Source organism: Flavobacterium sp., assembly GCF_004211145.1.
Taxonomy (GTDB): Bacteria; Bacteroidota; Bacteroidia; order Flavobacteriales; family Flavobacteriaceae; genus Flavobacterium.
In genome coordinates, this window is the sequence record NZ_SEBS01000026.1 from 1 (window position 1) to 23,405 (window position 23,405).

The window sequence follows — 23,405 nt, forward strand, 5'->3', positions numbered from 1 at the left end:
ATATAGGGATTTTTAAAGGTCCGGAACAAAGCAAATATAGCGAAAACTATTTTTTAATCGAAAAATAAAACGTGCTTCCTTCACCTTCTTTTGACAGCGCCCAAATTCGGCCCGAATGGTTCTCGACAATCTTTTTACAAATCGCCAATCCTATGCCGCTGCCCGAATATTCATCTCGCGAATGCAGCCTTCGGAATAGCGTGAAAATGTGGTCGATTTGATCTTCCTTGATTCCGATTCCGTTGTCGGAAACCCAAAATTCCCAAAATTCCCCCGACTCTCTATAACCGATTGCAATGCGAGGCGTTACATCGGGTTTTCGATATTTTACGGCATTCAAAATGAGGTTTTGGAACACCTGCGCGATCAGCGTTCGGCCGGCCGAGATCGTGGGTAAATCTGCGAATTCGATCACGGCTTTCGTCTCGTCGATCAAGGGTTTGTTTAGCGTGATGATCTCGTGCACCAATTCCGACACGTCAAAACTCTCATGACTGAAATCGCGTTTTCCCAGTCGCGAATACTGCAGCAGGTCCATGATCATGTGGCGCATCCGAGCCGCACCATCGACCGCGAAATGAATGTACTCTTTTCCCTTGTCATCTAAATTTTGAGCGTATTTCTTTTCGATCTGCCCCAGGAATCCCGTGACCATGCGCAACGGTTCCTGTAAATCGTGGGATGCGATGTAAGCAAATTGCTCGAGTTCCGAATTTGAAGCCGTAAGTTCGGCCGCGTGTTCCTCGAGACGTCGGTTCAGGGCTTTGAGTTTCTTGAGGTAACGCCGGTTTCGATCTTCGTACTTGCGCAACATGTGCAGGAATCCGATGCCTGAAATGACGATGAATCCGCATCCTTTAATCGTCTGGTAAACAGGGTTTTCAGGATATCCGACAATCGTAAAAATCCAATCGCTCACCAAAATCCACAGGATTCCGACGAAAAGATAAATAAGTATGATCTGGGTAGAAGTGCGCTTCATGCGATTGTTTGCGTAAATATAAAAGCAATTTAAGTTTCCCGCTTCAATACCCGATGTTAAAATGTTGCGTTCCATTCAAAGTCGATTCGCGTTTAGCCACTTATTATGAATACGTTAAGCCGATTTCAAAAAAGGTTTTTTATCCAGAAATAAAATGTACCTTTGCCGCTTCAAAAAAAGGATATGGAATCTATTAGGAATATCGCGATTATCGCCCACGTCGACCACGGAAAAACAACCTTGGTGGACAAAATCATGTACCACTGCCAGCTTTTCCGTGAAAACGAAAACACAGGCGACCTTATTCTCGACAACAATGACCTCGAGCGTGAGCGCGGGATCACGATCACGTCGAAGAACGTTTCGGTTACATATAAAGGAACAAAAATCAACATCATCGATACACCGGGTCACGCCGATTTCGGTGGGGAAGTAGAACGTGTATTGAACATGGCCGACGGTGTTTGTCTGCTCGTGGATGCTTTTGAAGGCCCGATGCCGCAAACGCGTTTCGTACTTCAAAAAGCGCTTGACCTTGGATTGAAACCATGCGTGGTCATCAACAAAGTCGACAAGGAAAACTGTACGCCTGAGGAAGTTCACGAAAAAGTATTCGACCTTATGTTCGAATTGGGAGCGACTGAAGAACAATTGGATTTCCCGACGGTTTACGGATCGGCGAAAAACAACTGGATGAGCGACGATTTCCGCAACCAAACGGACAACATCGAACCGCTTCTCGACATGGTCATCAAAAACGTTCCGGCTCCAAAAGTTTCTGAAGGAACGCCGCAAATGTTGATCACATCACTTGACTTCTCATCGTTCACGGGCCGTATCGCCATCGGACGTCTGGAGCGTGGTGTATTGAAAGAAAACATGCCGATCTCGCTTGTGAAGCGCGACGGGAAAGTCATAAAGACACGTATCAAGGAACTTCATACTTTTGAAGGTCTTGGTCGTAAAAAAGTTACCGAGGTTATCGCCGGAGACATTTGTGCGATCGTAGGAATCGAAGGATTCGAAATCGGGGACACGGTTGCCGACTTCGAAAATCCTGAAGCATTGCAGACCATCGCGATCGACGAGCCGACGATGAGCATGTTGTTTACGATCAACGATTCACCTTTCTTCGGGAAAGAAGGAAAGTTCGTAACGTCTCGCCACATCCGTGACCGTTTGACAAAAGAGCTTGAGAAAAACCTTGCGATGAAAGTCGGGGAGACGGATTCAGCCGATAAATTCATGGTGTTCGGACGCGGTGTACTTCACTTGTCGGTACTTATCGAGACGATGCGTCGCGAAGGATACGAACTCCAGATTGGTCAACCACAAGTAATCATCAAGGAAATCGACGGCGAGAAATGCGAACCGATCGAAGAATTGACGATCGATTTACCGGAACACCTTTCAGGTCGTGCCGTGGAATTCGTAACCATCCGTAAAGGCGAAATGCTTTCGATGGAAGGAAAAGGCGACCGTATGATCGTGAAATTCAACATCCCGTCACGCGGAATCATCGGATTGCGTAACCAATTGCTTACCGCTACGGCGGGTGAGGCGATCATGTCGCACCGTTTTATCGGATATGAACCATTCAAAGGCGGAATTCCGGAACGTAACAACGGATCGTTGATCTCTATGGAAAATGGAAAGGCGATTCCTTATTCGATCGACAAATTGCAGGATCGCGGTAAATTCTTCGTCGATCCGAACGAGGAAATCTACGAAGGCCAGGTCATCGGTGAAAACACACGTTCAGATGATATGACCGTGAACGTTACCAAGACCAAGAAACTTTCAAACGTTCGTTCATCGGGTGCCGACGACAAAGCGCGCATCATCCCGGCGATCAAATTCTCTTTGGAAGAAGCGTTGGAATACATCCAAAAAGACGAGTACGTCGAAGTAACGCCAAAATCATTGCGTCTGCGCAAGATCTACTTGAGCGAAACCGACAGAAAGCGTTTTAAGATCGCATAAGTTTTCAAGCATACACAAATAAAAAACCATCAGCTTTAACTGATGGTTTTTTTATGTTTATTTCTTCGGTTCCTCTTTCTTTACCGGTCGTTGTTTCGACATGTCCTTCGGCTTGTCGTCGGCGGCTTTGACGAGCGTCGGTGTTTGCGGCTTGCTTGGATCGCCCATCAAAAAGATTAGCGGTTGAGCCAATCGCGCGGCCCACGATTTCTCGGAATGGTCGTCTCCGGGAAATTCCTTGGTCATCCAGTTTTTGGTCGTGTAGCCCTTTTGCGTCATGATCGCATCGACTTTCTTTTGGGTCGTGCCGTAGTTCGCGTCGATACCTTCGCTGCCCAGGTCGAAGTAGATTTTATGCGTCGCGGGAGCCGGCAATTTTTTCTTGAGATAGCTTATGAATTGCGCCGGAACCGGATTCTGTGCGGTCCCGAAAACGCCTGTCCAATGTGTCGACAGACAAGCCGCGCCGCCAAAAACCTGCGGATATTCGCAAATGGCGTACAACGAAATCAAGCCGCCCATGCTCGAACCTGCGATGAACGTGTTGGCCGCGTCGGTGTTGACCGAATACGTTTTGTCAATGAATGGTTTCAGTTCCGTCACGATGAATTTCAAGTAGTTGTCCGAACTTACTTTCGCCGACCACATCGGTTTTTCGCCCATATACAAATCGTAAATGGAATCGCGGGATTTCTGCGTCAACGCCTCGAACGGTTTTTGCGGGAAATAATCGCTCATGCGGTATTCTCCGATGTTATAGATCGCGACGATGATGAACTTTTTGGTTTCGCGCGCGGCGATCAACTTCGCGGCCGTATCGTCGGCTTCCCAGGCTTGCTTGTTCCAGGTCTGGTCGCCGTCGAACAGCATTTGGCCGTCGTGCATGTAAATGACCGAATATTTTTCTTTGTCGTTGTAACCGTCGGGCGTCCAGATGTCGACCGTGCGTGGTGTCACGAACTTCGATTCGAAATTCTCAAAATGTTTTAGGCTGCCCGAGGCAACTTTTGGCTGCGCAAACGAAAGCGCACTGAAAAGGCATAAAAAAGCGATTGAAATCCTAGAATGCATAGTGTTGAATTATCGTTTTAAAGTAAAATGTCCTTTGGCCGAACGTCCGTCCTCGAGTTCGATACTGTACCAGTAATCGTCCGATGGCATCGCGCGTCCGTTGTAAGTTCCGTCCCAACCTTCGCCCAAAGGTGAAATCTGTTTGATTATTTTTCCATAGCGATCAAAAATCCTGATGACCGATTTCGAATTGCGCGTGGCGGTCGCTCCTTTCAAATTCCAGGTTTCGTGATAGCCGTCTCCGTTCGGCGTGAAATATTTCGGAACTCCCATGACCGAAACTTCCCACGAAGCCAAGTCGCAACCGTTTTTATCCTTTACATAAATGATGTGGACGCCGGGCAAAACATCGGTGAATACGTTAGACGGTTGCCACGCGTATTGTTCGTCGAGCGCGTAAACGTAATCGCCGTAACTGTTCGCATCAAGCGTCACCGTAATCGTGTTGAGTTCTACGAAATCGACCGTTTCGACGTTCGAGATGATCGCCTGGCTTGAATGGATGACCGGAATCTGCCGCGTCTTGGTACAGCCATTCGCATTCTTGACGACGACGCTGTACAAACCTTCGGCGGCCACCGTTAGCGTGTAACTGGTTTCACCTCCGAGCGGCGCTCCGTTCACGTACCATTGATACGTATAGTCGGTCGTTGGCGAGCCGTCCTCGATCGAAGCGTCGATGACCGTCGTGAAATTTGGCTGGTTCACGCAGACTACGTGAGGCGTCAGATCGTCATTGATGTCGATGTCGGGCAGTCGGTACACTTCGATATTTATAAGATACAGGCGCGAACAACTGTTCGTATTGTCTGATTCCAGTCGCGCGTACAAGATCTGGGGCGTATATGATTGCAGATTGGTGTAATTTTCAGGATCGGCCAATTCGTTCTGTTCGAGCAACGCGTCGTTTATGTTTTCGTAATAGCGAACCGATTGGTTGCCCGCAGTCGGAATGTTTGCCGTGGTAAGATCGAATTCCGTAAAACCATCTTCTGACGCCAATTCATCGCAAATACCGGGAAGATCGATCGTCACGTTCGGCAACAGATTGACCGATAGGGTAAGCGTACTCAAACTGTAGCAACCCGTCGTATTATTGCTGACTTTTACGGTAAGAACTTGAGAATTAACGGTATTCGTGTAGTCGTTGCCGAGTGCGCCCACGTTGTTGTCGGCATCGGATGCATTCAAATAATAGGCGATCGATAAGTTGCTGTCGCCATTCGTAAAACTTTGGTTGGCTTCCGACAAATTGAAAATAGTGATCCCGTCAGGAGCCGTTCCCGTATCGCATTGCACCAACGTTCGGGCGACGACCGCAGGAATAGGATTGATGTCTAATTGTGCCGACGCCGAAATCGCGCCGCAGATATTTCCGGTTCGGTTCAACAACGCGCGGTAAAAATACCCGTCCATCGCAAACGTGACGTTGTGGATCGTGAGCGTGTTCGTGGTCGTACCTTCATATTGGACGGTTTCGCCAATATTCGTGAAATTGGTACCATCAGTAGAAACCTGCCATTGGAACGTCACTTCGGGGTTGGTGTCGATGAAAATTACGGCGTCTTTTTGTTCGCACAAGACCGTCGGATTAACGGCGGGTTGCGCATTGATCGTAATCGGTGCGGCGGTGACGTAGTTCGCGTTCGGTGTCGTGTAACCGTTCGGAGCGCCCGTTACCAGGCCGTTCGGGTTTACGACCACAGGCGAGGCGTTACCGAGATAACCGTCATTGTTGGCGTCGGCAAATCCGGCTTCGCGTACATCGCTACAACCGTCGTTGTCGTTGTCGCTTTCGGCAAAATCGTAGACACCGTCGGCATCAGAATCGGTCAGAGTAAAGTTAAGCAGGCCGCTGTTCGCTGAAGTCTCAATGCTGTTCGAAAGCCCGTTGCTGCCAAAACTTGCAGGGTTTCCATCGATGATGCCGTTGTTGTTCGCATCGGCCGCGCCGCTTCCGGATTCGACCAAATCGTAGATGCCGTTGTTGTCGCTGTCGAGATCGAGATAATCAGGAATCGAATCGTTGTCGGTATCGGCGAGAACCAGATTTGCGGGAAAGATATTGTCGAGCCCATCTTGGTTGAAGTCAAGATTCGAAAGCGGGACGTAGTTCAACCCTTGCGATTCGTATACATCGGGTACGGCGTCATTGTCGCTGTCAAGATCCTGAGAATCGGGAGTGCCGTCGTTATCGGAATCTTTGGGGACACAACTCGCCATGATTCGGAACGAAACCCTGTTCGACGACGTATCCAAAAGATTTATGTGCGTGAACGTCACGCTGTCGGCCAGATGGCATCTGAAGCTGAATGCTCCCGTACCCGGTAAAAGCGGTCCTCCGTTTCTCATGAATCGGATCTCGAACGATGAAAACTCGGTGATGCCACTTTCATAAATCCCGTCGAAATTCGTATCGATAAGCAACTGATTATTTGGGTTCAATACGGTTATGGTGCGGTTATAAGGCACGCTGACGACAAATTGCCCGTACGCATTCAGCAGGTCCAGATTACCCGTATTTTGTGTGTACTGCAATAAGAAACTGAGCGGTTGCGTAAAATCAATCGTGTAGATCATGGAATTCCCTTTACCTTCGGTCACTACCGATGTGAACGTACCGTCGGCATTTCCGGTGAAAGGCGCCGAAGCAGGCAATCCCGAAGCCGGTGGAAAAGCGCCTGTAAATGAATTCGTATAAGCGCCGTTTCCTGCTGATACGCTACCCGCCAAAGGATTCGTAAGATTCACGGGTACATCGCCATACGATTCGGTACAGTTGACGATGCCATCGTTGTCGAGGTCGATATCCACGTTGTCGTTCACGTGATCGCCGTCGGAGTCAGGTGCGCAGATACTTACGGGAATGTGGTCGGACTCAAGTTCGGTGTCGCAAGCCGAAATACCGGCTTTCACATGGTAATAACCGGGCTGCGTAGGCGTATAACTGGCCTGGTTTGCGCCTGGGATCGGAGCGTCATTATAAAACCATTGGAATTCATCGAAGCCCAAAATTGCGTTTACCGCGAGCTGGATATTGGGAAGACAATCTTCGAGCGTGAGATCGATTTGCTCGAAAGTGATCTCGGGCTTGAACGTGAATCCTGAGTAATATCCGCCAAAAGTCGCGGCATCGCTGGATCCGTACGAGGCCAGATAGAGTTGGGTCGTCGAATATACCGACACGTTCCCACTCAGTCCTGTGATCGTGTATGTTTCAAAACCGGGATTTCCGGGAACGGTTAACGGCCCGACGACATTCGCCCCGACCAAAGCTAATTCGGCGAGTGTGCGCGGAATGGCATTGATTACGAAGTTGACTGTGGATCCCGTTTCAGTCACCAACGTGATCCGACCGCTAAAAACCCTTACTCCGATCTCGTCGATAAACGGGATATTGTCAATGATTTTAGGTGTTTCGCAACTCAAAGGCGGTACGAAAAACAGCTCTTGGTTAGCTTGGTCCGATCGGCCGTTGTCACCAATGCTTTGGTAGGCGAATACATTTTTCGACGTGTGTACCGACATATTCCCGTTCGCCCCGAATGAAGTCCCATTCATTGATATGTACTCGCCGGCATCCAAATTGGCGATCGGCGTTGCGTTTCCGTTCACGAAGACATCGGTGTCGTCCTCATGTGCTATGATTTGTACTGTTTCAACATTGGAAAGACCTGTACTTTTTATGAAGATATAATCGGTTCCTGTCCTTTCTGCCGAAACGATTTGATCAAAACCAAGGTCGATGTTTGCCATTTCTCCATTCGTTCCCGCAAAAGAGCCGCAATTGACCGCAATGGGTTTGTCTGAAGCGACGAGCATTCCAATCAAACCGTCGCGATTCAGCACGCTCGGACCCTGAACGGCCATCACGAAACTTTGACCGTTGTTGAGTGTCACGCTGAACGGCGCACCTTCGTTAAGCTCGTCGTTAATAAGTGTGACACCGGGCGTCATGTCGCTGAAATTTACCGTGGTATTGTTTTCAGTAGCCAGGACCGAGACGAACGTCAGGTGATTGCCGTTGTATTCGGAAACCAATCCGTTCTGCAAGGCGCCGATACGAAACTGGGTTCCCAATGCCGCCAGACCTTTGGATACGATTTCTCCTGCCTGGTTGCCATTTCCTGCAATTAACCGAACCGTGACATAAACCAGATCGTCAGCTTCGATGATGTAGCCTTTGTTGTTGTAGACGTCGTGCACCGCGTTGGAATTGACCATCAACCGCGTGGTATTTCCGATGCCGATGCTGTAGACATAAGGTGCATCGCGCGAGACGGTCGCATTTATGGTTGCGCCACCGATGTTGATTATCTTGAAATTGACAGGGGCGAGGTTGGGCGTCGAAATGTATAAATATTGCTCCTCTGCGGCGACGATGCTTGAAGCTGCCAGCGGCGGAATATAGTGTGTTTTACTAAACTGCGCGACACAGTTCAGCGAGAACGCCGTTAATAGATACAGTAAAATCTTTTTCATGTGCTAAATGTAGCGAATTTGCGATTATCTTTTCAACGAAAAGTGGCCTTTTATACGCCGGCCGTCCTGCAATTCAAGCACAAACCAGTAGTCGGATGACGGGAGTTGGGCCGAATTCAGCATACCATCCCAACCTGTGGCCGCGTCAACCGTTTTGAGCAGTTTTCCGTATCGGTCGAAAATCAAGACGCGAGAGCCGATCTGTGACGCCGATAACTTCGGGAGCCAGACATCGTGGATGCCGTCGCCGTTCGGTGTGAAAAACCTCGGGAAGTCCGAAACCGAAACCAAATGTGGTCCGTCAACATAACAACCCGACGTGTCTCGGATGAAAATCGTGTAATCTCCGGCTGCGACGTTGTTGAAAACGGGGCTTGACTGGAAAAATTGCCCGTCGATCGAAAATTCATAGTCGCCGGTTCCGCTGTAAACGATAGTGATCGAATTACCGTTTCCGTCGAATTCGTTCACCTGCGCATCCAGGAATCCCGGAGGCGTCGTGTTCTGGACGTCGAATTGCTTGATCGCTTCACAACCGTTGGCGTTCGTGACTGTGACCGAATAGGTTCCCGCAGCAGTTACGACCGTTTCATTATCAACATCTCCGTTTGACCACGAATACGATGAAAATCCACCTGGAACCGACAGTGTCGCCGACGCGCCGTCGCAGATGAACAGCGTTTCGTCCTCAAAACCCGGATCGAAAACTTCCAAAGTAATCGTGACTTTAATGATCGCGTAACAATCGGGTCCGTTTACGATCCGCGCATAAAACGTCTGGCTTGGACCCGAAACGTCGTAAAGATTCGGAAACTGGCCGTTTTCTGCAAGCGCATTGTTCACCGTCGTGTAATAATTCACGACAAGTCCTGAAGGCAATCCCTGCGTGACGACTGGCGTGACTTGTGTCGACAAATCGATTGTCGTCGAACCCGATGCCGGCGCGCACAGCGTAATCGTCCTGTCGCTGGCCGAGGTGTTGCTGATCACCAAATTCACGACCGCGCTCAACGGACACGAAGTTCCCGTAAGCACTGCATAGATCTGGGCCGAACCACCCGATTGATAATTTATAGGGTCGTTGATAGGAGCGGAGCCCGGCGCCAGACTCGTGAAGAATGTAGCCGATGTCAAATCAGGATTTCCATTCGCGATCAATGGGAGCGCGTGCAACAAATTGAACACAGTCGAACCGTTATTCTCAGGATCGCATTGCACGAGCGTGACATTGTTATTGATTGCGGGCGGCGTGATGTATTCGATCTTGATTTCCCCGAATGCGATGCAGCTCGGCGAAAGCTGGAATTCGACGCGGTAATCGCCAGCGTGGTCAACCAAATACGTCGGATTCGTCTCCCCGGGAATCGGCGAATTGTTTTCGAACCATTGGTAGTTTGAAGCGCCGGCCTCGGTCGCATCGAGAAGTTGGGTCGAACCGTCGCAGAGCGCCAATCCGTTCGATACGAGCAAATCGGGGCCGAAATCCTTGTTGAGGTTGAAACTCCCGCCACCTAGGAAAATCGCCGAATCGTACAAGTTGTTTCCCTGATCGGCGATCACGAGCTTGATGTGGTACAATTGGTTCGGATCGACGTTTCCGTAAGCCGTCATGACCTTCGTCTGCCCATTGTAGTTCGTGGGATGTTGCGAGCCGTTGAACGCATCGAAATACGCGGGGTTCGCAACCGGACAGATCGTTCCCGGTCCGCGAACCGTATTCACTGAAACGGGCGTTCCCGATCCCGGAAGCACGGCCAGATTCTCATACGGCAATCCGGACCCGACTTTTTTTATGAGAAACGCGAAGCCGTCGGTGTAACCGCATTGGTTTTGCGACGGGTTCGACAAGTATTGTTCCGACGAGAAAATGTAGTCGAAACTGAAACGATTGCTCAGCGGAATAAAGTCGAATTCCAAAACCGTCGCGTTTATCGTATTCGAAACGCCCAAAGCCGCTGCGAGATCGGCGTCGCCTGACCAACCCGTCGGGCCTTCGCTTAGTATGGATGTGTTCGGTCCGATGGCCGAAGCCGCGCGTCCCGTCGTGAGCACGATGCCGTTGTTGAATGGAAATCCGCTTCCGTTCGATTCGAAATATCCGAACGAGTTTCCGCTTCCGAAATTCCAGCTCGTAATCGCGATGTTTTGGGCTGTGGCGCACGGATTGTTGATCAGTACGTCATTGACGAGTTGGTCTGATGTGAAATTTTCGTCGACGGTAATATATTGTGCATTCGCTGACGCAAACACGGCAAAAAGGCAAAGGGCAAGTATCTTCTTCATGGCAATCTTAGCCCGGCAAAGATACTACAAATCGCGTTTTTTGAGAAGTTTATACGACATAAACATGAACAATCCGATCCAAACAATTACGATAAGCACGTTGGTGAAATGCACATCATAATCCTTGATATCCTTCACGCCGATTTGCGCCCCGATCGATTTCACGACGGCCAATCGGCTGAAAGGTTCCACGATAAGGTTCGACATGGCCGTGACGGGAAAGAATCCCATGACGGTATCGGCGACTTTTGCGTTGATGTTGAAGCGTAAAAGTCCGTACAAAATTCCTTCAAAAATATAGAGCAACAACAAGAATCCGATCGCGAATGCCGAGCGTTTCACCAATATGCCAAGGAAAAGACACATCGAGAAAAAGCCGACGAGCTTCACGAAAAACGCCGCAAGGTATTCGAGTTCCGAAAATACGATGTCAAGCTCCGTGTATGATGAGAAGCTGTAACCCAAGATCAGGCTCATCACGAAAATATAAACCGTTGTCATCGCGGCGAACATCGTGACAGTCAGGAATTTTGAAGTAATCAATTCCTGTTTGCTCATGCCGTCGATGAGATTCTGCTTGAGCGTTCCGTACGAATATTCGTTCGCGACCATCGAAACGATCACGATGGCGAGGAAGAAATTCAGGAAGTCGGCGATGTAAGTATTGAAATGCCAGATGTAAGGGAAATTGAAGATTCCCATGTCGGCCAGGTGCAGATTGAAATTTCCGATCTCGAATTTGATGGAAGCGATAAGTGCGATAAACGACAACAATATGAAATAACTGATCGTGAGCACGCGGCTCGCCCTGTTCTTCCAGATTTTTTGCAGTTCTATTGATAAAAGACGTTTCATTTCGTGTTTGATTGTTTGTTGGTGAGTTCAAGGAATTGTTCTTCGAGCGTGTTCTTGCGTTTCACGAGATGGCTCAGGCTCACGTTTTTTGAGAACAGATAGCGGTTCAGATCTGACGCTGAAATGGGTTGTTTGGTGTAAACGGTGAATTTTCCGTCGGCGTCCTCGACGACTTTTTCGACCGCGTCATAGGACGAAAGCGCATTTTTCAATGCCGACGCGTCGTCGCCCTGTAATTCGAAGAAACCTTCCTTGGACGACATGCCATCGACGCGACCCGAATACAAAACCTGTCCTTTTCGCAAGACCATCACATGCGAACATACTTTTTCGACCTCGTCCAACAAATGCGAAGCCAGCAAAATAGTCGTTCCCTGAGAAGCGATTTTCTTGATGATATCGCGGATTTGGTGGATTCCCTGCGGATCCAAACCGTTCGTCGGTTCGTCAAGGATCAGGATTTCAGGATCGTTGAGCAACGCCGACGCGATCGCCAAACGTTGTTTCATCCCGAGGGAAAACGTTCGGAACTTACTGTCTTTCCTATCCAAAAGCCCGACGAGTTCGAGTTTTTCGGTGACTTTTTCGTATGGGATGCTTTTGATTTTGCACACGAGCTGCAAGTTTTCGGCCGCCGTCATGTACGGATAGAAGTTCGGACGCTCGATGATGGCGCCCACTTTCTTCAAGGCTTCATGTGTCTGGAGTTTGCCGTCGAACCAGGCATATTCGCCCGATGTTTTGTTTACGACGTTGAGCACGATGCCAAGGGTTGTCGATTTTCCGGAACCGTTCGGTCCTAAAATCCCGTAGACATTGCCTTTTTGTATCTCGAGCGACAGGTTGTTTACCGCATGGACGCGGCCGAATCGCTTGTTGAGGTTGCTGATGGAGAGGATTGTTTCCAATAGTTTTGTGTTGGTTTTGGTTGTAAACGAAACAGCGGCAAGTTTGTTACCGGTTTTAAAGATAAAAATTTCGGCAACAAAAAAGCGCCTTACAACCGTAAGACGCCGTAAAACTAAACTAACCCTTATCGTAAAATATAAAATCCTAATTCTTCAAAATCACGATCCAATCCCAATCCGATGGATTTCCTACGCCGACACTCGGCGTGTACAGGAAAATTTTCGCGCTTGCCGTTGGATTGCTCGCCAGATATTGACGCACTTTGACAAGTCCTTGCACGTGCGACCAGGGAATCTGGTAATCGTATTCCTGTTCCGATGGATTGAAAATATTGTCGAATCCACCTTGAGGCGTGACGAAATCTTCAGTAAGTACATGGTCAAACGAACTTGCCGGGTCGAAATTCTCGGGACAATGCAGCGTTCCCAAACCCATCCAGTGGATTTCACCGTCGAAGAATTTGGTGTCGACTTCGGCGTAATACATCTTTACCCAACCGAAATCGCCGGGCGTTTGGTATTCGGTTTCGATCGTGAACGTGGTCGCGTCGGTTTCTTCGAAGCTAAGTTCGGTCCCGCCTTCGAACGCGTTGGTCAGGTAATCGACTTTCAGCATGAGCATTTTGTTTCCCGTGATCGGATCGTTGTCAACGGGTTCGGTCACATTGTTGTCACTCGTGCAGGCTGCAAAAGCGAAAACGGTAAATAGAAGTAAGGTAATTTTTGATTTCATAATTGCTTTGATTGATAGGAGAGAGATGCGCTGGTTGTGAAAAGGTTGCGTCTGGGCTTTTAGGCTTTAGGCTGTAAGCTGTAAGCTTTAGGCTTTGCTCGCGATAGGACGGACGATTCATTTTCAATTGAGACAAAATCGTCATTTCCGACGATACGAAAGCATACTGCCTATAGTTTACAGCTTATGGCAATAAAACGCTTTAGGCTTTAAGCTGTATGCTTTAGGCTTCCTTCGCGGTAGAACAGACGATTTGTTTTCAATTGAAGCAGAGTCGTCATCTCCGACCATATGAAAGCATACTGCCTACAGCTTACAGCAATAAAAACGCTTTAGGCTTCGCTCGCGGTAGAACGGACGATTTGTTTTCAATTGAGACAAAATCGTCATCTCCGACGATACAAAAGCATACTGCCTATAGCTTACAGCTTACAGCAATAAAACGCTTTAGGCTTTAAGCTGTATGCTTTAGGCTTCCTTCGCGGTAGAACGGACGATTTGTTTTCAATTAAAACAGAGTCGTCATCTCCGACGATACGAAAGCATACTGCCTATAGCCTACAGCTTACAGCTTTCAGCAATAAAATCGCTTTAGGCTTCGCTCGCGGTAGAACGGACGATTCATTTTCAATTGAAGCAAAATCGTTATCTCCGACAATACAAAAGCATACGGCCTATAGCTTACAGCTTAAGGCAATAAAACGCTTTAGGTTTCGCTCGCGGTAGAACGGACGATTCATTTTCAATTGAAGCAAAGTCGTTATCTCCGACGATACGAAAGCATACTGCCTAAAGCTTAAAGCCTACAGCCAAAAAAAAACAGCTTCCAGTTAAACCGAAAGCCGCCTTATATTACTCACAAAAGCCTATTGCCGACAGCAACTACGACTTCTGCTCCTTATTGAAATACACCAAATAATAATACATCTGCTTTTCCTCATCCCAGCCTTTTTCCACGAATTTCTCGGCGCTTTCCGGGTTCACGAAGTCCAGCTTGATCTGGATGTTCGTGTCGAGATGGATCACGTTCTTGATTGATTTTCTCGCGTCCGACACGGCCGAGTTCGAAATCGGGAATGTCGAAACATCCTCGATGCTGAATTTTTCGCCCTTGTCGACTTTGTAGTTCTTGAATTCGGGAATCAAGTCGGGATTGTCAAGGACTTCGTTCAGGAAATTGGTTTCTTCGAACTGGTCGTTCTTGGCGAAATAATTCACCGATCGGTTCATGAACATGACTTCTTCTTTCTTGTCCTCGGCTGGAAGCACGACGTCTTTCGCGAAGCTTTGGCAGAACTTAAGGTATTTTTTGGTCATGAAGTTTTCATCTTCGAACGCGTCGACGTTGAGGAAATGCTCAAGCCAATAACGCGCGTCATATCGGTTGGCGTCGATCGATAAGATTTTGAAACCTTCTTCTTTTTTGTAGTTGAAGATCAAGCAGCCTTTGTCGAGCTTGTTCAAACTGATGCCGTGCTCGAGACGCATTTCAAGGTTCTGGCCTTTCTCGTCGAACTGCAGATAGTCGGCCTGGATCTCACTTTTGAAGATTCCGATGGCGTCGACCTTGTTGTTGTCGATGGAAATGTTTGTCAGGTATGTCACGTAAACTTCCCCGTTCTTGATGTGCGGATGCCCCGATTGGTCGTACAGATGCTGCGTGATTTTCTTCGAAATCTCGTGGGCGTTCTGTGGATTGTCGAATATCTCATTCGCCAACTTGTACAAATCGTTGTATTCCAAATCGACCTCGTGCGCAAACTGATAATAATTTTCCTCCTTGTCGCGGAACGGCTTGAAGAAAAATTCCTTGAGCAGAATCGTAAGCTCATCGTTCGGGTGGAACGGCTGTTCTGACATGAACGCGCCTTCGTTACGGCTTTTGTTCCCGACGCGATGTAGGGAAAGGGTGTCGATTTGGGTATTGAATAGGTTTATCATTTTTTGAGTGCAAGGCGCAAAGTGCAAGGCGCAAAGTTTTGCTTAAGAAATGTTCTTCTGAAGTTTCTTTGTAAAAGCAGTTAACATGGCATCAAGTTCTTGGCTATTATTGTATATAAATTTGAATTTTTCCTCTGACAGGTAGGTTAATCGACGTGCAATTTCGATCTGGGTTTGGCATTCGAATAACGAACCTCTTGAAATCAGCAAAAATCTTCTAAACTCGTTGTTGCTGAATCGGCCGTATCCCTCCGAAATATTCGAAGGAACGCTGATAGCACTTCTTCTAAGCTGAGAGGTCAATCCGAAGACTTCATCTTTGGGAAACGATTTTGTGATGTCGTAAATATCCGTAACAAGTTCAATGGCTTTTTGCCATATTTTTAAATCTCTGTAAGTTGTCATTTTGGCGTGTATTTTTTAATAAAGGCATATATCTATAGTTTATTCAGAACATTCAATTAAGTCTTCGTACTCTGCGCTTTGTACTTTGCGCTCTGCACTTTGTACTCTGCACTTTGCACTCTGTACAGCGCTTCGCGCCTAATTCCAATTCTCCTCAAACCCATAATCCTCAAAACTCGAATCATGATCGCCGAACTCGTCAAGGTCATCGTCATCATAACCGTCTTCTTCCTCGAAATCCATGGCGTTTTCTGATTCGAATTCCTTTTCGCCGGCTTCGGCTGGCATGATGCCGTGGGCGAAAAGCATGGCAGGATAGGTTTCGCCGGCTTGTGCTTCCTCGATTGCGGCGAGTTCGATCAGGAACGTCCACATGTTGAGAAAATCGTATACGTAAATGATTTTCGTATTGTCTTCGTCAAGTATGCCCGACAGTTGATAATCGGCCATGACCATTTGCTCCCCCGCGACGTCGCCCGTATCGAACAAAGGAATTTCCTCTTCCTGGTTCCACTTGTCGTCGCACGTATAAAACGAAGCCATTTCAGACCCGTCAAAACCAAATGCGTTCACCAATGCGTTGTGCAGGTCTTCGAGCGTATCGTCGCTCTGTATGGCGATGTCCCTGAAAATATCTTCTTCGGCATCAAGGATCGCCCTGAATTTGTAAACCATGATTCAAAAATTAGAGAACGCAAAGATAAAACACAAAAAGAGTGTTTGGTGAAAAAGTAATCAACAAAAAAAGCCGCGATCTCATTTCGCGGCTTTTCTGTAAATCTTATTGTATTATGACGACGCCGTTTATCGATTCCCGCGTGTGGGGAGTGAGCACCGCCTTGTTGTTTAGTATGAGGCAGTTGGTCATGTTGGTGCCGAATAAGAATAATGAAACGGTGTCGATGTCACCATTGTTTTCGGCAATTGTGCAATCGGTAAGGTTTGTCATGTGCAACGTTCGCGTCATGTTGTGCTTCAACGTGTTGCCAGAGAAATTGAGATTTGCACAATCCATGATCTGTGTCGCATGGGCGTTGGCGTTCGTCGAGATGTTCTCAATATTGTTCAACGCGATTGTATTGGTCTCGACGTTGTCTTTAAGTAACAAAGTATTGACGTTTGCCGTCGGGGCATTGTTGAGCAGTGAATTGCTTTTCATTATTAGGTTTCTCGCCGATGATATGGTAAAAGCATTCATGGTAATAAATTGGTTGTCGATGACCTCGGCTCCCGTCACCGACGTTAATAGGCACAATCCGGTCGTGCTGACGGTATTACTCATGATGTATAGCTTGAAATTTTCCTGTCCTGCCGCCGTGTTGAGGTTCTTTAGTGAAATACCAGACGAGGTGGTTCCGCCGTCGATGAAAATCGTGTTTTTCCGGATTTCAAGATTGTCTGCCATCGTCGGATTGGTAACTTTAATGCCCGAACTGTTCGGCACCGTGCTGGATATGTTATTTCCGATGATCTGGTTGTCCTTCGAGTGTCCGAAGCTAATTGCATAGCTCGCACAATCCTTGAATTTGTTGTTGGACACGATCGTTTTTTGGTTGTTCAGCACCAGGCCGATGTTGCAATCAATAATCGAGTTTCCATCGATAAGGTTATCATGATTTACAGTGCTCGTCGCTGAATTGAACCCGGCGGCGATACCCGTTCCGCCAGGGTTGACCACTGTATTTCCGAGGATGGAAATGTTGTCTCCATACGTGTAGCCGATAGGCGTGTCGGCCGAATTATTCTGGATCAGCACATGATCGGTAAGCGAGGCGTAAAAAGAAGCTCCCGCGCCGCCGGAAGCGACGTTATTAGAGATTTTTATATCGTGCGGATGTTTTAGCCAGACCAACTGCGTATGCTCGGGATCGGCCCAATAACGGTCGCCTTCGATATTTACCTGCATTTTTGGCGAAGCGCCCGCCGAAGTCCCCATGTTCACGCCGGCGTTCTTGAAGGTGGAACTTGTGATTTCGATGGCATAACCGTCGGTGATGGAAATGTTCGAACGCCTGTTGCTGTCGAATGTGCAGTTGTGAATCGCGATATTTGACGGCTGGGTATAATTAGGTTGGTTTGAAATGACATTACCAGTTACGTAAAGCCCGTCGCAGTTGGCCTCCCGCATTGTCACGCCCTCCATTTTTACGAAGTGAGCGCTTCTGATCCTGACCAGATGGCCGTTGATTACAGGGTTGTTATGCAATATGCGATCGCCGATCAGTTGTCCGCCCGAAACTTCGACGTCGTGAATGTCGGCGCCATTTTCATATAGTCCACCGATATCCATTAGTGCATATCCTGCGGCGCTGTTTGGCGTGACGCGTAAAGTCGTGGCCGGTTCCATTATCAGCGCAAAATCTGAAGGGATTTTCAGGCTCTTGTCCGTCGCAAAAGTCACATTCACATAAAAGTCGATTGCACCGATGTGTAAACCGTCGTATCCATTTGCTTTCGCTAAATTGATTTGATTTTGGAGGCACTCACGATTGCTTCCCGACGGATCGTTGCCAAAAGTGGACAACGTGATGCATTTCGAATCAAACTCGAGAAGCCGGAGTTCCCTTGCAGTCGGGGATTCTTTTTTTGACGGTTCGGTGTCTTTTAAAAAATCCTCGTCGGAACAAGAAAAAAGCGCCAAAAGCGCCATGGTAATCATTGCTTTTTTCATAATAGCGATATTTAATGGTTATTCGTAAATCGCGAGAATGGGTTTACCAATAACCGTTATGCATTATGAGCCCAACGATTGGATTGCTTTTTGGAAAAGTGGTTACAAGATAATGAAAAAGAGTGACTTATATGCGAAAAAAAAGCCCGACAAACGGGCTTTTAATTATTTTGTGCTTTTCACTTCAGTTAGCGAATTGATCAGCGTCTGTATCTCGTTGAATTGCGCCTTAAGTTCAGCGAATGGTGCTTTTGCAAGGGCTTTCTTATTCAATTCCTCGGCTTTGGCAGCGATGAGTTTTACGTTTTCCTGAGTCTTCTTGTTGTTGAATTCGGCAGGAATTTCGCTTGTGGCGAGTTGTTGTGTCTGTCCTTTGAGCGTTTCGGCGAATGCGAAGGCGTTCTGATTGTTGTTCTCGATGTTCATGTTGATACGAGCGGTAACTTCCTTAACGTCCTTGAGTTTTGGCCAATTTTTCGCCGATGATTGCGCGAACGTCATATTCACGACGAAAAAGAATGCGATTACAGCTAAAGTTTTGATGTGTTTCATGGTTTAGTTGAGTTTTTATTTTCAAATATAACAATTAATTCGATTCGTGCAATGGCGAGCCTAACGCATAAGTTTACAATATTTTATAACTCAACAGCACGCCGTACGACGTGTAATCGCCGGACCAATTTAAAAAATTTACCAGATCGCGCTTCGTATTCAAACGGAATTCGACGCTCAATCGTTTGGCGCTGAATCCAATCCCTGCAAGCACGCTCGATGCACGTGTGAGCGGAACGCTTTGGTCGCTGAATTGCTGCGGGTAAACAATTTCAGAACCGCTTAACTGCGTCGAAAACGAAAAACCGACGTTTAGGAACAATCGGGAATTGTCGGTCAGATAAAAGTAATGTCGGACTCCGATTGGAATCTCAATGAATCTATATTCTGCCGTGGCTTTATCGTCGCCAACTGTTGTCTCGCCTTTGTACGATTGAAAAGTCGGTGCTGCGAAAAACGACCACTTGTTTTTGTTGAACGGCAGCACATACTCGCCTTCGATGCCGAATACGGGAACCGTCTTATTACCGAAATCCATGTCTTCCACGGTAAAAAATTTATACCGTGCGCTCAATTTCGACAGGTAAGCGCCCGCGACAACTTTTAGGTTAAGGCTGCCTTTTGCTTTTTTCTGTTTTTCCGAGGCGATTTCCACGCCATTGTATTTTTGAAATAGCGGCAAGAGGTCTTGTTGGGAATAGTCCAGTTTTTCAAACGTGGAGCTCGGATAATTTTTGGCACGCATCGCAGTAAATAGCTGCGGTCGGAAAAACGTATTCTTCGCGATAGTATTATTGTCGCTCAAGTATTGTTTATAAACAAGCTGTTCGGGTTTGACGTGAGGCGCGACACTCATGAAAAAACGGTACTCGTTGCCAACGACGTACGAATACAACGCCAGATCTCCCGTTACCAATACCTTTAGCAGGATCGTTTCTGATTTCCATTCCGGATTTTTATTAACGCTGAGCCGATCGTTGTCACGCGATGACTGATCCACATCGACCGTAAATTTTGTATAGATTGTTTCTCCGACCGAGAATCCTTGTAGGTCATTCTCTGAAATCTTCTCGATGTCGGCTTGCTCATTCGCCCTGAATTCGATTGATTTCGGGTTTTGTTGCCAGTCGACATTACGGATCAGACCTTCAACTTTCGCATTTTGCGCGTTGAGGTAATAACCGGGTTCGAATCGGATTTGGGCAAAAGAAATTGACGCGACGAGAATCGCGACACACACAAAAAAGTTTTTCATCGGTGTTTTGGTTTTTTTTAGAAGGAAATAATAAGCAATCTATGAATTTAATCGAACATTGCAACATGCGATTTTTATCCCATTGATTTTTTCCACATTTTTACATTCGGTTTTTATGGAAAGAGAACATTTGCGATTCATCCTCCAAAATCGACAACTCGGTAGGTTTTGTTTTCACATCCGACTAAGCTTGCTCAACTTTGCCTCGTAATCAAAACAGCCACAATGAAAACAATCTTCGCACTTGCAATTTTACTTTTCCCGATCGCCGCGTTTGCCCAAACCGAAATCAAAGGGAAAGTCACCGATCCGAAAGGCGAGCCGATTCCGGGAGCGAACGTATTCATCGAAGGTTCATACGACGGAGGCACGACCATCGAAGACGGCACTTTCGTTTTCACGACAACCGAAACCGGAACCCGGCAACTCGTGATCTCGTTCCTTTCGTTCGAAACCACGAATACGACGATCGACATCGCGACCTATCAACCGCAAACCTTCAAACTGCGCGAAAGCGTCACGACGTTGGACGCGGTCGTCGTTACTGCAGGAACTTTTGAGGCCGGAGACAAGGCACGCGTTTCGGTATTGAAACCGCTTGATATCGTGACTACGGCGGGTTCGTCGGGCGATATCGTAGCCGCATTGCAGACGTTGCCCGGAACGAATACGGTAGGCGAGGACGGACGTCTCTTCGTACGAGGTGGCGAGGCCGATGAAACCCAGACCTTCGTCGACGGCATCCGGGTCGCACAACCGTACGGATCGACGACGAACAATTTGCCGACGCGCGGCCGTTTTTCACCTTTTCTGTTCAGCGGCATCAGTTTTTCGACGGGCGGTTATTCGGCCGAATACGGGGAAGCGTTGTCGAGTGTGCTGTTACTCAATACGCAGGACGATCCTGACCAGAACAAGACCGATATTTCGCTAATGACCGTCGGGCTTGGACTCGGGCATACCAAAAAATGGGAAAAGTCGTCGTTGAGCCTGAACGCGAGCTACATCGACCTCGCGCCTTACCAATGGGCGATTCCGCAAAACGTGAGCTGGAACCGCGCGTACCAGACTTTTGCGGGCGAAGCGGTCTATCGGAAACACTTCGAGAACGGCCTGCTCAAGATTTACGCGGCTTTCGATTCGTCTCGCTTCGACATCAACCAGGAAAGCATCAATACCGAGGTTCCGACGCGCGTCGCCGTGCAAAACAACAACTTGTATGTGAACGCTTCGTACAAAGGCGATTTGGGCAGGACGTGGCAGATCACGGCCGGTTTGGGTTACGGTTTGGGCAAGAACGACATCGGATTGAATCAGGACAATGTCGAAAATACCGAGAACGCCATGCATTTGAAACTCAAGTTGAGCAAGCGTTTTTCCGACCGCGTGAAATTGTCGGTCGGCGCCGATTATTTTCTCACGGATTTCGATGAATCGTACGATGTTTTCGAGAACCAGACGTTGGGCGTCGACTACAATTCGGGAATCGGCGCGACGTATGCCGAAGCCGACGTTTTCTTCTCGAAGAAATTCGCCGTGAAACTCGGGATGCGCGCCGCTTACAACGACCTGCTTGAGGAATCGGCGGTTTCGCCTCGCATTTCGGCCGCATACAAAGTCAGCAAACGAGGACAGTTTTCATTAGCCTACGGTGATTTCCAACAAGCTCCGGGCCAAGGCTACGTGAAGTTTTCGGAATTCCATAAATTCGACAACGAGAAAGCCACGCACTACATCCTGAACTACCAATGGAACCGTGAACGCCAGACGTTGCGCATCGAAGCCTATTACAAAGATTATCGCGATTTGGTGAAATACGATACTGAAACGGCCATGTTCAATTCAAACTATAGCAACAACGGATCCGGTTATGCGCAAGGTCTCGACGTTTTTTGGCGCGACGGACGCTCGTTCAGGAACTTCGAATATTGGGTTTCGTATTCGTACATCGACACCGAGCGCGATTATCGCAACTATCCGATAAAAGCCCAGCCGCAGTTCGTCGCCGACCACAGCCTTTCGGTCGTCGGAAAATACTGGATCGAAAGCTGGCGTTCACAAGTCAGCGCGACGAATTCGTTCGCCACGGGCCGACCGTACACGAATCCAAACCAACCGGGATTCCTGCAAGGCAAGACGAAAGGGTACAACAGCCTGAGTTTGAGTTGGGCGTATTTGCTGAGCCAGCAGAAGATTTTGTACTTTTCAGTGAGCAACGTACTCGGAACACAAAACGTCTACAACTACGAATATGCGAACACAGCCAACGCGAACGGCGTTTTCGAACGACGCGAAATCACCCCGACCGCCGACCGCTTTTTCTTCGTTGGGTTCTTTTGGACGATTAGTCAGGATAGGAAGAGTAATCAGTTGAATAATTTGTAGGGGAGTGCAAAGTGCACGGCGCAAAGTGCAAAGCGATATGTGCAAAAGAAAAGAGTAATCAATTTGGGATGAAAGCGAAACTTTGCACCTTGCACTTTGCGCCTTGCACTCACAACCCAATCCATCCCCAAAATTCAACAATTCATCCACATAAAATTTTCAAACCGTTTCAATCATCCTACTTTTGGATCATCAAATACGAACAGTTGATCAATCACATTTAAACACAACCAGTTAAAACAAGAAATCATGGTAAAGACACTTACGACACTCGCACTTTTTATGTTCTCCTTTGCGATCGGGCAATCGAAATATGAAGAAGGAATGCAGAAAGGCCTCCAGCTTTGGGGCGAAGGAAAACCGGTCGAGGCAACGGCAATGTTCGAACGCATCGCAGCCGCCGAGAAAAGCCAATGGCTCCCGAATTACTACATCGCTTTGGTGAACACGGTATCGGCTTTTCAAACGCAGGACAAGACCCAGATCGCGGCCTTGCTTGACAAAGCCCAGAAAGCGCTTGATAAGGAATACGACAAGGCGACCGACAATTCTGAGATCGCGGTCATGCAGGCGATGATCTACACGGCTTACGTAGCGTCGGACCCGATGACGAACGCGATGAAATATTCGGCCCAGATCATGGATTTGTATGAAAAGGCGCAGAAGCTCGATCCGAAGAATCCGCGTGCGGTGTTCGGGAAAGCCGAATTCGAAATCGGAGGTGCGAAATATTTCGGAAGCGACACGACTCCGATGTGCCAGGAAATTCAACGTTCGATCAAAATGTTCGAGGACTTCAAACCTGAAAGCGCGTTCCACCCGAAATGGGGACAGGACAGGGCAATGGCCGCCTTGTTGGAATGCGGAAAAAAATAAAGTAGCGGTTACGTAAAGCAAGT

At 47.8% G+C, this 23,405-nt stretch carries 16 protein-coding genes; 3 read left to right on the top strand and 13 right to left on the bottom strand.

What is annotated here, in order from left to right; genetic code table 11:
* Positions 1 to 46: 46 nt before the first annotated feature.
* Positions 47 to 982 (bottom strand): ATP-binding protein, encoded by a 936-nt coding sequence (locus tag EOO50_RS12325; RefSeq protein ID WP_290840567.1) that lies wholly within the window; start codon positions 980 to 982, stop codon positions 47 to 49.
* A 183-nt stretch (positions 983 to 1,165) separates the two neighbouring features.
* On the opposite strand from EOO50_RS12325, the gene typA reads away from it, so the two are divergent.
* Positions 1,166 to 2,965: a translational GTPase TypA gene (gene typA / locus EOO50_RS12330; protein WP_290840569.1), complete on the top strand. Its 1,800-nt coding sequence runs from the start codon at positions 1,166 to 1,168 to the stop codon at positions 2,963 to 2,965.
* A 57-nt stretch (positions 2,966 to 3,022) separates the two neighbouring features.
* Here typA and EOO50_RS12335 read toward each other — a convergent pair whose 3' ends face one another.
* From EOO50_RS12335 to EOO50_RS12390, 12 genes are all read right to left on the bottom strand, one after another.
* Positions 3,023 to 4,036: an alpha/beta hydrolase-fold protein gene (locus tag EOO50_RS12335; RefSeq protein WP_290840571.1), complete on the bottom strand. Its 1,014-nt coding sequence runs from the start codon at positions 4,034 to 4,036 to the stop codon at positions 3,023 to 3,025.
* A 9-nt stretch (positions 4,037 to 4,045) separates the two neighbouring features.
* On the bottom strand, positions 4,046 to 8,518 hold the full coding sequence (locus tag EOO50_RS12340) for a T9SS type B sorting domain-containing protein (RefSeq protein WP_290840573.1): 4,473 nt from the start codon (positions 8,516 to 8,518) through the stop codon (positions 4,046 to 4,048).
* A gap of 24 nt (positions 8,519 to 8,542) precedes the next feature.
* Complete coding sequence (locus tag EOO50_RS12345; RefSeq protein WP_290840575.1) at positions 8,543 to 10,801, bottom strand: choice-of-anchor L domain-containing protein; 2,259 nt, start codon at positions 10,799 to 10,801, stop codon at positions 8,543 to 8,545.
* A 24-nt stretch (positions 10,802 to 10,825) separates the two neighbouring features.
* Positions 10,826 to 11,656, bottom strand: coding sequence for an ABC transporter permease (locus tag EOO50_RS12350; protein ID WP_290840576.1), 831 nt, complete (start codon positions 11,654 to 11,656; stop codon positions 10,826 to 10,828).
* Positions 11,653 to 12,564: an ATP-binding cassette domain-containing protein gene (locus tag EOO50_RS12355; protein WP_290840577.1), complete on the bottom strand. Its 912-nt coding sequence runs from the start codon at positions 12,562 to 12,564 to the stop codon at positions 11,653 to 11,655. The genes EOO50_RS12350 and EOO50_RS12355 overlap by 4 nt, the downstream gene beginning before the upstream one ends.
* Positions 12,565 to 12,709: 145 nt before the next feature.
* A complete protein-coding gene (locus tag EOO50_RS12360; protein ID WP_290840578.1) occupies positions 12,710 to 13,297 on the bottom strand; it encodes a hypothetical protein in 588 nt (195 codons plus the stop codon).
* Positions 13,298 to 14,179: 882 nt separating this feature from the next.
* Positions 14,180 to 15,238, bottom strand: a complete 1,059-nt coding sequence (locus tag EOO50_RS12365; RefSeq protein WP_290840579.1) for a nucleoid-associated protein — start codon at positions 15,236 to 15,238, stop codon at positions 14,180 to 14,182.
* 42 nt (positions 15,239 to 15,280) lie between these two features.
* Entirely contained in the window at positions 15,281 to 15,643 is a 363-nt protein-coding gene (locus tag EOO50_RS12370) for a four helix bundle protein (RefSeq protein WP_290840580.1), read from the bottom strand.
* Between the two features lie 138 nt (positions 15,644 to 15,781).
* Complete coding sequence (locus EOO50_RS12375) at positions 15,782 to 16,318, bottom strand: hypothetical protein (RefSeq protein WP_290840581.1); 537 nt, start codon at positions 16,316 to 16,318, stop codon at positions 15,782 to 15,784.
* 106 nt (positions 16,319 to 16,424) lie between these two features.
* Complete coding sequence (locus tag EOO50_RS12380) at positions 16,425 to 18,314, bottom strand: right-handed parallel beta-helix repeat-containing protein (RefSeq protein ID WP_290840582.1); 1,890 nt, start codon at positions 18,312 to 18,314, stop codon at positions 16,425 to 16,427.
* Positions 18,315 to 18,479: 165 nt separating this feature from the next.
* A complete protein-coding gene (locus EOO50_RS12385; protein ID WP_290840583.1) occupies positions 18,480 to 18,866 on the bottom strand; it encodes a hypothetical protein in 387 nt (128 codons plus the stop codon).
* A 73-nt stretch (positions 18,867 to 18,939) separates the two neighbouring features.
* Positions 18,940 to 20,121 (bottom strand): hypothetical protein, encoded by a 1,182-nt coding sequence (locus EOO50_RS12390; RefSeq protein ID WP_290840584.1) that lies wholly within the window; start codon positions 20,119 to 20,121, stop codon positions 18,940 to 18,942.
* A 225-nt stretch (positions 20,122 to 20,346) separates the two neighbouring features.
* Here EOO50_RS12390 and EOO50_RS12395 point away from each other — a divergent pair, with 225 nt between their 5' ends.
* Together EOO50_RS12395 and EOO50_RS12400 are read left to right on the top strand one after the other, a co-directional pair.
* Positions 20,347 to 22,506 (top strand): TonB-dependent receptor, encoded by a 2,160-nt coding sequence (locus tag EOO50_RS12395; RefSeq protein ID WP_290840585.1) that lies wholly within the window; start codon positions 20,347 to 20,349, stop codon positions 22,504 to 22,506.
* Positions 22,507 to 22,755: 249 nt separating this feature from the next.
* Complete coding sequence (locus tag EOO50_RS12400; protein WP_290840586.1) at positions 22,756 to 23,382, top strand: hypothetical protein; 627 nt, start codon at positions 22,756 to 22,758, stop codon at positions 23,380 to 23,382.
* The last annotated feature ends 23 nt before the right edge of the window (positions 23,383 to 23,405 follow it).

Excerpts from the sequence above, each read along its gene's own strand:
- EOO50_RS12325 (WP_290840567.1), bottom strand. The coding sequence starts at position 982 with ATGAAGCGCACTTCTACCCAGATCATACTTATTTATCTTTTCGTCGGA.
- typA (WP_290840569.1), top strand. The coding sequence starts at position 1,166 with ATGGAATCTATTAGGAATATCGCGATTATCGCCCACGTCGACCACGGA.
- EOO50_RS12335 (WP_290840571.1), bottom strand. The coding sequence starts at position 4,036 with ATGCATTCTAGGATTTCAATCGCTTTTTTATGCCTTTTCAGTGCGCTT.
- EOO50_RS12340 (WP_290840573.1), bottom strand. The coding sequence starts at position 8,518 with ATGAAAAAGATTTTACTGTATCTATTAACGGCGTTCTCGCTGAACTGT.
- EOO50_RS12345 (WP_290840575.1), bottom strand. The coding sequence starts at position 10,801 with ATGAAGAAGATACTTGCCCTTTGCCTTTTTGCCGTGTTTGCGTCAGCG.
- EOO50_RS12350 (WP_290840576.1), bottom strand. The coding sequence starts at position 11,656 with ATGAAACGTCTTTTATCAATAGAACTGCAAAAAATCTGGAAGAACAGG.
- EOO50_RS12360 (WP_290840578.1), bottom strand. The coding sequence starts at position 13,297 with ATGAAATCAAAAATTACCTTACTTCTATTTACCGTTTTCGCTTTTGCA.
- EOO50_RS12365 (WP_290840579.1), bottom strand. The coding sequence starts at position 15,238 with ATGATAAACCTATTCAATACCCAAATCGACACCCTTTCCCTACATCGC.
- EOO50_RS12370 (WP_290840580.1), bottom strand. The coding sequence starts at position 15,643 with ATGACAACTTACAGAGATTTAAAAATATGGCAAAAAGCCATTGAACTT.
- EOO50_RS12375 (WP_290840581.1), bottom strand. The coding sequence starts at position 16,318 with ATGGTTTACAAATTCAGGGCGATCCTTGATGCCGAAGAAGATATTTTC.
- EOO50_RS12380 (WP_290840582.1), bottom strand. The coding sequence starts at position 18,314 with ATGAAAAAAGCAATGATTACCATGGCGCTTTTGGCGCTTTTTTCTTGT.
- EOO50_RS12385 (WP_290840583.1), bottom strand. The coding sequence starts at position 18,866 with ATGAAACACATCAAAACTTTAGCTGTAATCGCATTCTTTTTCGTCGTG.
- EOO50_RS12390 (WP_290840584.1), bottom strand. The coding sequence starts at position 20,121 with ATGAAAAACTTTTTTGTGTGTGTCGCGATTCTCGTCGCGTCAATTTCT.
- EOO50_RS12395 (WP_290840585.1), top strand. The coding sequence starts at position 20,347 with ATGAAAACAATCTTCGCACTTGCAATTTTACTTTTCCCGATCGCCGCG.
- EOO50_RS12400 (WP_290840586.1), top strand. The coding sequence starts at position 22,756 with ATGGTAAAGACACTTACGACACTCGCACTTTTTATGTTCTCCTTTGCG.